Raw genomic sequence first — 13,195 nt, forward strand, 5'->3', positions numbered from 1 at the left:
GAAGGTGACTCAGACCGCGCGGAAGGCGATATCGGCAGGGATCACTTCCCCTTGCCAGTAAAGCTGGGCAGCCACCGCACCGGCCAGTTGGCGATACATCGCCGTAAACTCACTATCCGGACGACGCACCACCGTTGGCTGTCCATCATCCAGATCCTCACGCAACGTAATGTGCAGCGGCAGCTGGGCCAGCAGGCGCGTATGGTATTGCTCTGCTAATTTCTCCGCCCCGCCGCTGCCAAAAATAGCCTCGTGGTGACCGCAGTTGCTGCAAATATGCATACTCATATTCTCAACGATACCTAATACCGGGACGTTAACCTTCTCAAACATCACGATACCTTTTCGGGCATCCACCAGCGCGATGTCCTGTGGCGTGGTCACCACCACCGCACCGGTCACCGGCACATTCTGCGCCAGCGTCAGCTGAATATCACCGGTACCCGGCGGCATATCCAGCACCAGATAGTCGAGGTCCGGCCACATCGTTTCGTTCAGCAGTTGCATCAGCGCTTTGCTGGCCATCGGCCCACGCCAGACCATGGCGTTATCGTCCGTCACCAGATAACCAATCGAGTTGGTTGCCAGGCCGTGCGCCATAATCGGCGCCATATGCGTGCCGTCTGGCGAGGTTGGGCGTTCATCACGGGTGCCGAGCATGTCGGGGATCGAAGGACCGTAAATATCGGCATCCAGCAGCCCGACTTTGGCTCCTTCAGCGGCCAATGCCAGCGCCATATTGACGGCGGTGCTGGATTTTCCCACGCCACCTTTGCCCGAGCTGACGGCAATAATGTTCTTCACGCCGGTGGCACCGGGATGATTTTTCACTCTTTTCAGCGTGGCGATGTCGTGCGTCAGGCGCCAGCTGATAGCGGTGGCGCTGGTCAGACGTAACAGCTCGGCGCTGGCCGACTCTTTCAGCGCTTCAAAACCGCTATGCCAGGCAAATGGCATCACCAAATCAATATGCAGGGTATTGTCCATCAGCGCGCAGTGGTGCAACGCCTTCAGGGTGGTGAGGTTATGCTTCAGCGTCGGATGTTCAAAAGTGGTCAATGTGCCCATCACCATCGCACGCAGCGCTTCCGGTGAATGTTGACCCTGAGCTTGTACCGTCATCCCGGCTCCTTGTTTTCTTTATCAGTTCTTTAATGGGTTCAGATGGGTTTAAGCATATCAGAAGTGGCAGGCGGTGATGTTACCGGCCTTAAAAAACGGCGGTGAGATCGCGGGATAGTTTACGCAGGGACGGCCTTTCGGTTACCATCTATCCCCCCTTTTAAAACAGGTATAGCAAGTCTTACTATGACTCAAGTCGCGAAAAAAATATTGGTAACGTGCGCACTGCCGTACGCCAACGGTTCCATTCATCTCGGCCACATGCTCGAGCATATCCAGGCAGATATTTGGGTCCGTTACCAGCGAATGCGCGGCAATCAGGTTTACTTCATCTGTGCGGACGATGCACACGGTACGCCAATTATGCTGAAAGCTCAGCAGTTGGGTATTGCGCCTGAGCAGATGATTGCTGAGATGAGTCAGGAACATCAGACAGATTTTGCAGGCTTTGACATCAGCTACGATAACTATCACTCGACGCACAGCGACGAGAACCGTGAGCTGTCAGAGCTGATCTATACCCGTCTGAAAGAGAACGGTTTCATCAAGAACCGCACCATTTCACAGCTGTACGATCCGGAAAAAGGCATGTTCCTGCCGGATCGTTTTGTTAAAGGCACCTGCCCGAAATGCAAATCGCCCGATCAGTACGGCGATAACTGTGAAGTGTGCGGCGCGACCTACAGCCCGACCGAGCTGATCAATCCGCAGTCGGTGGTCTCTGGCGCGACGCCGGTGATGCGTGATTCTGAGCACTATTTCTTCGACCTGCCAGAGTTCAGCGCCATGCTGCAAGCCTGGACCCGCTCCGGCGCGCTGCAGGAGCAGGTGGCGAATAAAATGCAGGAATGGTTCGAGTCTGGCCTGCAGCAGTGGGATATCTCCCGCGATGCGCCTTACTTCGGCTTCGAAATTCCGGGTGCGCCGGGCAAATACTTCTACGTCTGGCTGGATGCGCCAATTGGCTATATGGGCTCGTTCAAGAACCTGTGTGACAAGCGCGGCGACATCGATTTTGATGCCTTCTGGAAGAAAGATTCCGATGCCGAGCTTTACCACTTTATCGGTAAAGACATCGTCTATTTCCACAGCCTGTTCTGGCCAGCGATGCTGGAAGGCAGCAACTTCCGTAAGCCGACCAACCTGTTTGTACACGGTTATGTGACGGTAAACGGCGCGAAGATGTCAAAATCTCGCGGCACCTTTATTAAAGCCAGCACCTGGCTGCAGCACCTGGATGCAGACAGCCTGCGTTACTACTACGCGGCGAAGCTCTCTTCGCGCATTGACGATATCGACCTGAACCTGGAAGATTTCGTGCAGCGCGTGAACGCCGATATCGTTAACAAAGTGGTGAACCTGGCTTCCCGTAACGCCGGTTTCATCAATAAGCGTTTCGACGGCAAACTCTCCGCGGAGCTGGCCGATCCTGAGCTGTACAAAACCTTCACCGATGCCTCCGCCAGCATTGGCGAAGCCTGGAACAGCCGCGAGTTCGGTCGTGCCGTGCGCGAAATCATGGCGCTGGCCGATGTGGCAAACCGCTACGTCGACGAGCAGGCACCGTGGGTTGTCGCCAAGCAGGAAGGCCGCGATGCCGATCTGCAGGCGATCTGCTCGATGGGCATCAACATGTTCCGCGTACTGATGACCTGGCTGAAACCGGTGCTGCCATCACTGACTGAACGCACCGAAGCGTTCCTCAATGTGGAAATGAGCTGGGATGGCATTCAGCAGCCGCTGCTGGACCATAAAATCTCGGCCTTTAAAGCGCTGTACAGCCGCATTGAGATGGACAAAGTCAACGCGCTGATTGAAGCCTCGAAAGAAGATGCTGCGGTGGCCAATGCGCCTGCGGTTGCAGACAGCAAAGCGAAAAAATCCGCCGAGGCAAAACCTGCGGTAGCGGCTGCTTCAGCCGATGCCGACGTTGGCGACACCATCAGCTTTGATGACTTTGCCAAAGTGGATATGCGCGTGGCGTTGATCAAAACCGCTGAGCTGGTGGAGGGTTCTGACAAGCTGCTTCGTCTGGTGCTGGATATGGGTGGCGACGAAACGCGCCAGATCTTCTCCGGTATTCGCGCCGCCTATCCAGACCCATCGGTGCTGGAAGGTCGTTTGACCGTGGTGGTGGCCAACCTGGCACCGCGCAAAATGCGTTTCGGCGTGTCAGAAGGCATGGTGCTGTCTGCCGGCCCTGGCGGCAAAGATCTGTTTATCCTCGGTGCCGACAGCGGCGCTCAGCCGGGTATGCAGGTTAAATAACTTCCCGTTGCGTTAAGATGTTTAAGGGGCGAATCCAGGTTCGCCCCTTTTTTGTTTGTCTCTTCTGCCCAGTGTGACCGATAGCACGTTTTAGCATTTCATCGTATGATTAACGTTCTTAAAACCAGGAGCTTATCATGCGTACCGCCCTGTCCCTTGGTTGGCAATATCTTCGCGCCTTTGTCATCATTTACCTCTGTCTTTATGCCGGAACAGCCCTGGCTGGCCTGCTGCCCGTGACGATCCCCGGCAGCATTATTGGCATGCTGATCCTGTTTGGTCTGCTGGCATTGCAGATCCTGCCGGTGGACTGGGTGAAACCCGGCAGCACCCTGTTGATCCGCTATATGGGCCTGCTGTTTGTGCCGATCAGCGTCGGCATCATGAGCTACACCGATATTCTGAGCGCGCAGTTTGGCCCGATCGTGGTCTCCTGCGTGCTGAGTACCTTTATCGTGCTGCTGACCGTCGGGCTGGTGTCACACCGGTTACACAGCCGTCCGCTGATCAAACCAGGAGCCGGCGATGAGTGATATCTGGTGGTCACTGCCGCTGACGGTGATGGTGTTTTTTGCCGCACGTCGCGTGGCGGCAAAGGTGAAAATCTCGCTGGTCAATCCGCTGCTGGTATCGATGGCGGTGATCATCCCGCTGCTGTTACTGATTCAGATGCCCTATGCGCGCTATTTCCAGGGTAGCTCGGTGCTTAACCATCTTCTTCAGCCTTCTGTCGTGGCGTTAGCCATTCCGCTGTATGAGCAGATGCATCAGATCCGCGCGCGCTGGAAGTCGATTATTGGCGTCTGCTTTATGGGCAGCATGACGGCGATGGTCTCCGGGACGGCGATTGCGCTGTGGATGGGTGCCACGCCGCAGATTGCCGCCACCATTATGCCGAAGTCGGTCACCACGCCGATCGCGATGGCCGTATCTGGCACCTTAGGCGGCATTCCGGCGATCAGCGCGATCTGTGTGCTGATCGCCGGCGTGCTGGGAGCGGTATTTGGTCATATGCTGCTGAACCTGCTGAAGATTACCGGCAAGCCTTCGCGCGGGCTGGCGATTGGCAACGCCTCCCATGCGCTGGGCACCGCGCGCTGTGCGGAGCTGGATTATCAGGAAGGGGCTTACAGCTCGCTGGCGCTGGTGATCTGCGGGATTATTACCTCGCTGCTGGCGCCGTTCCTGTTCCCGTTGCTGATGCACCTCTGGGGTTAAAATTTGCGATGCGTCGCGCATTTTGTAATTCGCTTTCATAAATTGCATTGCTTGCGTGATATCAATCACATATAACTCAGCAACTGCCCGCTACACTTAGCGGCCGAACTTGTTAAAGAGGCCCGATAATGCACCCACGTTTTCAAGCCGCGTTTGCCACGCAGCCGACAGCCCTGCAAACCGCCCTGCTGCCGATCCTTTCCGCTGCTGACTTTCAGGCATTCCTGACGCCAGCGCAGGTGGCTGACGTAAAATCCGCATCAGGCCTGGACGATCGTGAGCTGGCTTTTGCTCTGCTGCCGCTGGCTGCCGCCTGCGCCGTGGCGCCCCTCTCCCACTTTAATGTTGGCGCGCTGGCAAGAGGCAAAAGCGGACACCTCTATTTCGGTGCCAATATGGAGTTTGTTGGCGCGACCATGCAGCAAACCGTGCATGCCGAACAAAGTGCGGTCACCCACGCCTGGATGCGCGGCGAAGCCTCGCTGGAAGCCATCACCGTCAATTACACGCCTTGCGGTCACTGCCGCCAGTTTATGAATGAGCTAAACAGCGGCACCGCGCTGAACATTCATCTTCCGGGCCGCGCACCGGCCACGCTCGGAGACTATCTGCCCGATGCCTTCGGCCCGCGCGATCTGGAGATCAAAACGCTGCTGCTGGATGACGTTGACCACCAGCTGAGCATCAAAGGCGATGCGCTGACGCAAGCCGCGCTGCAGGCCGCCAACCGCAGTCATGCACCTTATACTCAGGCCTGGAGCGGCGTGGCGCTGCAATCCGCAGACGGCGCGATCTTCGCCGGCAGCTACGCGGAAAATGCCGCCTTCAACCCCAGCCTGCCGCCGTTACAAGCCGCCCTCAACCTGCTCAGCCTTGCCGGCCATGATGTGCTGACCATTCAGCGCGCGGTGCTGGCAGAAGCGCCAGATGCCAGGGTCATTCAGCGCCAGGCGACTCAGGCGACGTTGCACGCGCTGGGCTGCGCCAATCTGACCACCGTTCCGCTGGACTGATCCCTTCAACGCCAGGATGCAGCGTTACGCTGCATCCTGTTCAGCTTTCGCAAAAATTGAATACAAACCGTTCCTTTTGTTATAACCCGTTAACAAAAGCTGTACTTTCAGACTAATTATTTTAGGATTGGCCCACAACATCCCGATCCGAATGAGTATTGATTGCATGGAACTCGAATACGAAAGTAAACGACCGCTGTATATTCCTTATGCCGGCCCTATTTTGCTGGAATTCCCGTTGTTGAATAAGGGAAGCGCCTTCTCTGTAGAAGAGCGAAATGAATTTAACCTGCGCGGCCTGCTGCCTGAAACGGTGGAAACCATCGAAGAGCAAGCCAAGCGTGCCTGGAAGCAGTTTCAGGACTTCAAAAACGATAACGACAAACACGTTTATCTGCGCAATATCCAGGACACCAACGAAACCCTCTTCTACCGTCTGCTGGACAACCATCTTGAAGAGATGATGCCGATTATATACACCCCCACCGTCGGCGCGGCCTGTGAACACTTCTCCGAAATCTATCGTCGTGCCCGTGGCGTGTTTATCTCCTATCCGAACCGCGGCAACATCGAAGATATGTTGCAAAACGCCACCAAGCAGAATGTCAAAGTGATCGTGGTTACCGACGGCGAACGCATTCTCGGCCTGGGCGACCAGGGCATCGGCGGCATGGGCATTCCCATTGGTAAGCTCTCGCTGTACACCGCCTGTGGCGGTATCAGCCCGGCGTACACCTTGCCAATCGTGCTGGACGTCGGCACCAACAACCAGCAATTGCTGAATGACCCGCTGTATATGGGCTGGCGTCATCCGCGCATCACCGGCGAAGAGTACGATAACTTCGTCCACGAGTTCATTCAGGCGGTGAAGAGCCGCTGGCCGAATGTGGTGCTGCAGTTTGAAGACTTCGCACAGAAAAATGCGATGCCGATCCTCGAACGCTACCGTGACGAAGTTTGCTGCTTCAATGATGATATTCAGGGCACCGCCGCCGTTACGCTGGGTACGCTGATTGCCGCCAGCCGTGCGGCGGGCAGCACCATGAGCCAGCAGAAAGTGGTATTCCTCGGTGCAGGCTCTGCCGGCTGCGGCATCGCCGAGCAAATTATCGCGCAGATGAAGTCCGAAGGCCTGAGCGATGAAGAGGCCCGCGCCCGCGTGTTTATGGTGGACCGCTTCGGTCTGCTGACCGACAAATTGCCTAACCTGCTGAACTTCCAGAGCAAGCTGGTGCAGAAAAGCGAAAATCTGGCGGACTGGCATGCCAGCTCCGACGCCATTTCGCTGCTGGACGTGGTGCGTCACGCTCAGCCGGATATCCTGATCGGCGTTTCCGGCCAGCCGGGTCTGTTCAGCGAAGAGATTATCCGCGAGATGCATAAGCACTGCCCGCGCCCTATCGTCATGCCGCTGTCCAACCCGACGTCACGGGTTGAAGCCACGCCGCAGGACATTATGGCCTGGACCGATGGTGCCGCGCTGGTGGCAACCGGTAGCCCATTCTCTCCGGTGATGTGGAAAGAGAAAACCTACCCTATCGCCCAGTGCAATAACTCGTATATCTTCCCGGGCATTGGCCTTGGGGTGATTGCGTCCGGCGCTACCCGCGTCACCGACAGCATGCTGATGGCCGCCAGCCGTGCCTTAGCCGACTGCTCACCGCTGGTTAACGATGGCGTCGGCCCGGTGCTGCCAGAAGTGAAAGATATCCAGGGCGTATCGAAACTGATCGCTATGGCTGTCGGCAAAGCCGCACAGTTAGCAGGCGTGGCGGTCGTTACCTCTGAAGACGTGCTGTCCAAGTCAATTGCGGCCAATTTCTGGCTGCCGCAATACCGTAACTATCGTCGGACCTCAATCTGATTGATCGCGGCCGGGTGCTTTCTGCACCCGGCTCTCAACTTTGCCCTTTTCTTCCGGCGATTTGTGCGAAAATCCGCCAACCGGTGCGCTGTTGCTTGCTTCACCCCGCCGGGTCAAGTAGCCTTGATTCACCCTTTTTCTGCAAGTCTGAGCGCTCTCTGGCATGGTAAAACGCTTGATTTATGGTCTGATTATCATCATAACGTTGATGGTACTGACCGCGCTCGGCCTCGATCGCTGGATGAGCTGGAAAACCGCTCCCTATATCTACGAAAATCTGAAATCGCTGCCGCATCGCCAGGTCGGTGTGGTGCTCGGTACGGCCAAATATTATCGCGGCGGCGGCATCAACCAATACTACCTGTATCGCATGCAGGGCGCGCTGAACGCCTATAACAGCGGCAAGGTCAATTACCTGCTGCTGAGCGGTGATAATGCCCTGCACAGCTACAACGAACCGATGACCATGCGCAAGGATCTGATTGCCGCCGGCGTCGATCCGGCCGATATCGTGCTGGATTATGCCGGTTTCCGGACGCTGGATTCGATTGTGCGTACCCGCAAAGTGTTCGATACCAACGATTTCATCATCATCACCCAACGCTTCCACTGCGAACGCGCGCTGTTTATCGCCCTGCATATGGGTATTCAGGCACAGTGTTACGCGGTTCCTTCGCCGAAAAACATGCTGAATATCCGGGTTCGCGAAGTCGGTGCCCGTCTGGGCGCGCTGGCCGATTTGTATGTGATGAAGCGCGAGCCGCATTTCCTCGGGCCGCTGATCCCGATTCCTGCACGGGTGGAAGTGCCGGAAGATACGCAAAGCTATCCGGCGGTCACGCCTGAGCAACTGCTGGAGCTGCAGGAGAAGCTTGAGGCTCAGGCGAAAGCTGCCGCCGCTGCCAAACTTCAGCAGCAGCAAACGCCGCCGCAACCGCCTGAAGACAGTGGCAAACCCGCAGAGCCCGACTCGCCAAAACCGGCGCCGCCCTCACCCGCACAGCCAGCCGAAGTCCCTTCCGGGCCGTAATAGCAGATTTAATCGAAGAGTCAGGGCACTGAGGCACCTTTTTGCTGAAATGGGGAGGGTTAAACGCCTTTCGCAATACGCTCAATCGCCACCTGAGCAAGGAAACCAGAACGGCTTTTAAACTCAGGGTGTGTGGCCACACAGCGATCTATACGGTCAATAAGTGACTTCGGTAAAGTCACGTTGATTTTCTCAGTGCCCCCTAAGAGCCGGGCCAGGTCCACATCGACAAGCGCCCAGGTATAGCCAGCATACTGACTATCGGCAACAAGAGCGCTCAGGGAGGATACGGCCGGAATATCGTCACCCAGCTCGATAAGCAATTCAATATGTCCAGTAATCGCCTCTTTGGCATTGTTCACGGCTTCTTCTAACGTTTCTCCGGCAGAAAAACAACCGGGCAAATCTGGCACGGTCACGCCGTAAGCATGGTGCTCGTCACCGTTCTCAATAGCAATTGGATATAGCATGAATTACCCTCTCTCGATGAAAACGAGGATTACATCCCCGCTTGTTTCTTAATACTCTTTATCGTTTTTATGGGTAAATCTTTCTTTGGATGGGGGACAGTCACTACCCCTTTTTTGGTAGGGTGCCTGAAATGATGATGACTTCCATTTACCCTAATCAGTTCCCAACCGTCAGCTTTGATTTCAGCGATTAACGTCCTGCTATCCATCCTTTTACCCCATTGCGTCCTGGCGCAAGAATAATAACTCCAATAACCCCAGCATGCAACGGCGTTACTGGGGTTATAAATTATTCTCATTCAACGCCATGGGCAAACTACGGTGAGGTTGAGATGCGCATTTGGTCAGATCAAACCCGGGCGGACTTACAGGCAATAAAAAAGGTCAGGCAGCTTGCGCTGCCTGACCTTTTGTCTGCCGGAGAAGGGTTACTTCTTACGGGCGTATTTCAGTGAATCCAGTGCCACGGCGAAGATGATGATGCCGCCCTTAATGATGTACTGCCAGTAAGGGTTGACGCCGATATAGGTCAGACCGTAGTTGATAACGGTGAAGATCAGCACACCGGTTACCACACCGGCCACGGTACCGACACCACCGGCAAACGACACGCCACCCACCACACAGGCTGCAATCGCATCCAGCTCATACATAAAGCCGAGGTTGTTGGTTGCCGAACCGATACGGCCCGCTTCCAGCATCCCGCCGAAGGCGTAGAACACACCCGACAGCGCATAAATCAGGATCAGGTTGAAGTTAACGTTAACGCCTGACACACGTGCCGCTTCCGGGTTACCGCCGATGGCAAAAATGTTTTTACCAAAGCGGGTTTTGTTCCACAGCACCCAGACAAAGAACACCGCAATCGCTGCATAGAAGGTGATGTAAGACAGCTTGAAATCACCTAAGCGCACAAAGCCCTGGGCAAAGGTCGAGAACTTCTCGTCAAAGCCGGCAATCGGTGAGGCACCGACAAAGTCGTAATACAGGGAGTTAATACCGTAAACGATGATCATCGTACCCAGCGTGGTGATAAATGGCGTCACCTTCAGGTAAGCGATGATCAGGCCGTTGACCAGACCAATGACGCCGCCGATCACGCAGACTGCCAGGATCACCAATGGAATTGGCACCGTGTCCATATGCGGGAAGACTTTGTTGGCATTGTCCATCGCCTGCAACAGCGTGGCGGCAACCACCGCGGCCAGACCCACCTGACGGCCGGCTGACAGGTCAGTACCCTGGGTGACGATTAACCCGGCCACGCCCAATGCAATAATAATACGCACGGAAGACTGGGTTAAAATGTTACTCAGGTTCATCAAACTTAAGAAAGTTGGGTCCTGGAAAATAATGATTGCCAGCAGTACCAGCAACACAACGTAGATCCCACCTTCTTTTAACCAGGTGAGTGCACTTTTTTTATTCACTGCTTTCATGGTAACAGCCCTTACCCTATTAAAGGTGCAACGATGCTAAACGTAAGATTTCGTTTTGCGTTGTCGTTTTTGTTTCTACTATGCCCGCAACCATGCCGTTACTCATTACCAGAATCCGGTCGGTAATGCCTAAGAGCTCTGGCATTTCAGAAGAGATAATAATGATGCCTTTATCCTTCTTCGCCAGCTCTGAAATTAACTGATAGATTTCGAACTTCGCCCCGACGTCAATACCGCGCGTCGGTTCATCCAGCATTAGTATTTCCGGCTGCGTTAATAACCAGCGACCGATAATCACCTTTTGCTGATTCCCTCCCGACAGTGAACCAATTGAGGTGTGATGGCCCGGCGTTTTTACGCGCATTGAGTCAATCACCCATTGGGTATCACTTTTCATCCGGTTATTATCCAGCAGGCCAATGCTGTTTTTATATTTACGGATATTGGAGATCAGCGAGTTAAAGCCGATATCCAGGAACGCGTAAATACCGGTCGCACGACGCTCTTCGGTCACCAGCGCAAAGCCATGGTTGATCGCTTCGTTAGCGCTGTGGTTATTGATCTTTTTGCCGTGCAGCTTGATGGTGCCGCCAGACTTCTCACGGATACCAAACAGGGTTTCAACGATGTCGGTACGCTTCGCGCCTACCAGCCCCGCTATGCCCAGAATCTCACCTTTGCGCAGGTCGAACGAGATATCCCGAATCGACGGCTGACGCAGAGAAGTCAGGTTACGCACTTCGAGGATAGTCTCACCCGGGACGTTGGTTTTATCCGGGAATCGCTGGTTCAGCGAACGCCCTACCATCATCGAGATGATCTTATCCATATCCAGCCCTTCAAGCGGCTGAGTCACGATCCACTGACCATCACGCAGGATGGTAATTTCATCACACAGCTGGAAAATTTCTTCCATCTTGTGTGAGATATAAACAATGCCGCAGCCACGATCTTTCAGTTTACGGATAATAGTGAACAGGTGGTTCACCTCTTTTTCCGTTAACGACGACGTTGGCTCATCCATGATCACGATTTTGGCATCATAGGAGAACGCTTTGGCGATTTCGATCATCTGCATCTGCGAGACGGAAAGGTTAATTACCTTGTCGCGCGGATCGATATCAATATCCAGTTCATCAAAAATGGCTTTGGTATCACGGTACATTTTATCGTGATCGACAAAGATCCCTTTACGTGGGTAACGTCCCAGCCACATGTTATCCATCACCGTGCGCTGCAGAACCAGGTTTAATTCCTGGTGAACCATTGAAACGCCGTTTTCCAGCGCCTCTTTCGAACTTTTATAATCGATTTCCTTGCCCTGGAAAAGGATGCTCCCCGTATCTTTACTGTAAATGCCAAATAAGCATTTTAATAACGTGGACTTCCCTGCGCCGTTCTCACCCATCAGGGCGTGAACAGAGTGGGGGCGAATTTTTAAATTCACATTGTCCAGTGCTTTAACCCCAGGAAATGACTTACTGACGTCCGTCATCTCCAGCAGATATTCGCGCTGTGTTGGCACTTTATCACTGCCCATAATTCTACCCGGCTGAAAGTGGCGTGAAATCAGGCGAGCCCGATAGCAAGCCTGGGAGTGGGCGCAGCACGCTGCGCCCGGTACAGGTAACGCTTATTATTTAACGAACTGAGACAGGTTTTCTTTATCAACCGGCACGTAAGCAACGCGAACCACTTTGCCGTCAAGCTTGTAGTTGGTGCCTTCGGTCGCAGGCTTGCCCGCTGCCAGGTTTTTCGCCATCTCGAAGGTCGCTTTGGCCTGGTTTTCCGCATCGTTCAGCACGGTTCCGGCCATTGCGCCCGATTTCACCATCGCCAGCGCTTCTGGCAAGGCATCCACACCGAATACCGGTACAGAAGATTTGTTGTGTGCTTTCAGCGCTTCTACCGCACCCATTGCCATCGCATCGTTGTTGGCGATAACCACTTCGATTTTGTTACCGTTCGGGCCAGACAACCAGGCATCCATCTTATCTTTCGCCTGAGCGGTGTCCCACATGGCGGTATCAAGATGCAGCTGCTGCGTTTTCAGGCCGTCTTTGTTCAGGGTATCAATAACGTATTTGGTACGGGCTTCCGCATCCGGGTGACCTGGCTCGCCTTTCAGCAGCACGAACTGGATCACGCCATCTTTGTTCAGATCCCAACCTGGGGTCGATTTCCAGTGCTTCTCAATCAGCTCGCCCTGCTTAACGCCTGACTCTTTAGAGTCAGTGCCGACGTAGTAAGCTTTGTCGTAGCTGGCCAGCGCTTTCGCGGTTGGCTCTTTGTTGAAGAACACGATTGGGATTTCGTTGGCTTTCGCTTTGCTGATCACCACGGCCGCTGCTGCCGGGTCAACCAGGTTGATGGCCAGCGCCTTCACGCCCTTAGCAACCAGTACGTCGATCTGGTCGTTCTGGGTAGACTGGCTGTTCTGTGAGTCATTCATCAACAGCTGCACACCCGGGCTGTCTTTCGCATCTTTCTCAATGTCTTTACGTACGACAGACATGAAGTTGTCATCGTATTTGTAGATGGTCACGCCGATACGGGTGTCCGCAGCGTGAGCTGTTGCACCAAACATCATGCTGGCAACCAGGGCAGTGAGCGTGAAAGCCTTCTTATTCATGGTATCTCCGGTTTTTTTGTAGGGTCTTACGCAACGTCCGGTGCGCTCCTGTAAGGGGAGGACCCGACGTTTATTTTTCCGGCAAGGCATAAGGTGGAAACGTTACGCAAAGCCGATTATTTGTTAAATCAAACCCGAC

Annotated in this window: 12 protein-coding genes; 6 read left to right on the plus strand and 6 right to left on the minus strand. The window is 54.4% G+C overall.

Features of this window, described 5'->3' with window-relative positions:
• Window positions 1-9 precede the first annotated feature (9 nt).
• Complete coding sequence (gene apbC, locus EBC_RS16590; RefSeq protein ID WP_013202989.1) at window positions 10-1,122, minus strand: iron-sulfur cluster carrier protein ApbC; 1,113 nt, start codon at window positions 1,120-1,122, stop codon at window positions 10-12.
• 186 nt (window positions 1,123-1,308) lie between these two features.
• Between apbC and metG the strand changes: the two genes are divergently transcribed.
• From metG to sanA, 6 genes are all read left to right on the plus strand, one after another.
• On the plus strand, window positions 1,309-3,390 hold the full coding sequence (metG, locus tag EBC_RS16595; RefSeq protein WP_041692067.1) for a methionine--tRNA ligase: 2,082 nt from the start codon (window positions 1,309-1,311) through the stop codon (window positions 3,388-3,390).
• A 137-nt stretch (window positions 3,391-3,527) separates the two neighbouring features.
• The gene (locus EBC_RS16600; protein WP_013202991.1) at window positions 3,528-3,923 is read left to right on the plus strand and encodes a CidA/LrgA family protein; all 396 of its coding nucleotides are present in this window, start codon (window positions 3,528-3,530) and stop codon (window positions 3,921-3,923) included.
• Window positions 3,916-4,608 carry a CidB/LrgB family autolysis modulator gene (locus EBC_RS16605; RefSeq protein ID WP_013202992.1) on the plus strand — a complete coding sequence of 231 codons (693 nt, stop codon included), beginning with the start codon at window positions 3,916-3,918 and terminating at the stop codon, window positions 4,606-4,608. The genes EBC_RS16600 and EBC_RS16605 overlap by 8 nt, the downstream gene beginning before the upstream one ends.
• A 128-nt stretch (window positions 4,609-4,736) precedes the next feature.
• Window positions 4,737-5,621, plus strand: a complete 885-nt coding sequence (gene cdd / locus EBC_RS16610) for a cytidine deaminase (RefSeq protein ID WP_013202993.1) — start codon at window positions 4,737-4,739, stop codon at window positions 5,619-5,621.
• A gap of 166 nt (window positions 5,622-5,787) precedes the next feature.
• Window positions 5,788-7,485 carry an NAD-dependent malic enzyme gene (locus tag EBC_RS16615; RefSeq protein ID WP_013202994.1) on the plus strand — a complete coding sequence of 566 codons (1,698 nt, stop codon included), beginning with the start codon at window positions 5,788-5,790 and terminating at the stop codon, window positions 7,483-7,485.
• A gap of 163 nt (window positions 7,486-7,648) precedes the next feature.
• Entirely contained in the window at window positions 7,649-8,515 is an 867-nt protein-coding gene (gene sanA / locus EBC_RS16620; protein ID WP_013202995.1) for an outer membrane permeability protein SanA, read from the plus strand.
• 59 nt (window positions 8,516-8,574) lie between these two features.
• Here the strand turns inward: sanA and EBC_RS16625 are convergent, their stop codons facing one another.
• From EBC_RS16625 to mglB, 5 genes are all read right to left on the minus strand, one after another.
• Window positions 8,575-8,985 (minus strand): type II toxin-antitoxin system HicB family antitoxin, encoded by a 411-nt coding sequence (locus tag EBC_RS16625; RefSeq protein WP_013202996.1) that lies wholly within the window; start codon window positions 8,983-8,985, stop codon window positions 8,575-8,577.
• Window positions 8,986-9,014: 29 nt separating this feature from the next.
• Complete coding sequence (locus EBC_RS16630) at window positions 9,015-9,194, minus strand: type II toxin-antitoxin system HicA family toxin (RefSeq protein WP_013202997.1); 180 nt, start codon at window positions 9,192-9,194, stop codon at window positions 9,015-9,017.
• A 219-nt stretch (window positions 9,195-9,413) separates the two neighbouring features.
• On the minus strand, window positions 9,414-10,424 hold the full coding sequence (gene mglC, locus EBC_RS16635; RefSeq protein WP_013202998.1) for a galactose/methyl galactoside ABC transporter permease MglC: 1,011 nt from the start codon (window positions 10,422-10,424) through the stop codon (window positions 9,414-9,416).
• Between the two features lie 19 nt (window positions 10,425-10,443).
• A complete protein-coding gene (gene mglA, locus EBC_RS16640; RefSeq protein ID WP_013202999.1) occupies window positions 10,444-11,964 on the minus strand; it encodes a galactose/methyl galactoside ABC transporter ATP-binding protein MglA in 1,521 nt (506 codons plus the stop codon).
• Between the two features lie 96 nt (window positions 11,965-12,060).
• The gene (gene mglB, locus EBC_RS16645; protein WP_013203000.1) at window positions 12,061-13,056 is read right to left on the minus strand and encodes a galactose/glucose ABC transporter substrate-binding protein MglB; all 996 of its coding nucleotides are present in this window, start codon (window positions 13,054-13,056) and stop codon (window positions 12,061-12,063) included.
• Window positions 13,057-13,195 lie beyond the last annotated feature (139 nt).

This window comes from Erwinia billingiae Eb661, from assembly GCF_000196615.1.
In the GTDB taxonomy this organism is placed as follows: Bacteria; Pseudomonadota; Gammaproteobacteria; order Enterobacterales; family Enterobacteriaceae; genus Erwinia; species Erwinia billingiae.

What these genes read in the sequence shown, in the direction of transcription:
- mglB (WP_013203000.1), bottom strand. Translation starts at nt 13,056, where the DNA reads ATGAATAAGAAGGCTTTCACGCTCACTGCCCTGGTTGCCAGCATGATG.
- EBC_RS16600 (WP_013202991.1), top strand. Translation starts at nt 3,528, where the DNA reads ATGCGTACCGCCCTGTCCCTTGGTTGGCAATATCTTCGCGCCTTTGTC.
- metG (WP_041692067.1), top strand. Translation starts at nt 1,309, where the DNA reads ATGACTCAAGTCGCGAAAAAAATATTGGTAACGTGCGCACTGCCGTAC.
- mglA (WP_013202999.1), bottom strand. Translation starts at nt 11,964, where the DNA reads ATGGGCAGTGATAAAGTGCCAACACAGCGCGAATATCTGCTGGAGATG.
- cdd (WP_013202993.1), top strand. Translation starts at nt 4,737, where the DNA reads ATGCACCCACGTTTTCAAGCCGCGTTTGCCACGCAGCCGACAGCCCTG.
- apbC (WP_013202989.1), bottom strand. Translation starts at nt 1,122, where the DNA reads ATGACGGTACAAGCTCAGGGTCAACATTCACCGGAAGCGCTGCGTGCG.
- EBC_RS16630 (WP_013202997.1), bottom strand. Translation starts at nt 9,194, where the DNA reads ATGGATAGCAGGACGTTAATCGCTGAAATCAAAGCTGACGGTTGGGAA.
- EBC_RS16625 (WP_013202996.1), bottom strand. Translation starts at nt 8,985, where the DNA reads ATGCTATATCCAATTGCTATTGAGAACGGTGACGAGCACCATGCTTAC.
- EBC_RS16605 (WP_013202992.1), top strand. Translation starts at nt 3,916, where the DNA reads ATGAGTGATATCTGGTGGTCACTGCCGCTGACGGTGATGGTGTTTTTT.
- sanA (WP_013202995.1), top strand. Translation starts at nt 7,649, where the DNA reads ATGGTAAAACGCTTGATTTATGGTCTGATTATCATCATAACGTTGATG.
- EBC_RS16615 (WP_013202994.1), top strand. Translation starts at nt 5,788, where the DNA reads ATGGAACTCGAATACGAAAGTAAACGACCGCTGTATATTCCTTATGCC.
- mglC (WP_013202998.1), bottom strand. Translation starts at nt 10,424, where the DNA reads ATGAAAGCAGTGAATAAAAAAAGTGCACTCACCTGGTTAAAAGAAGGT.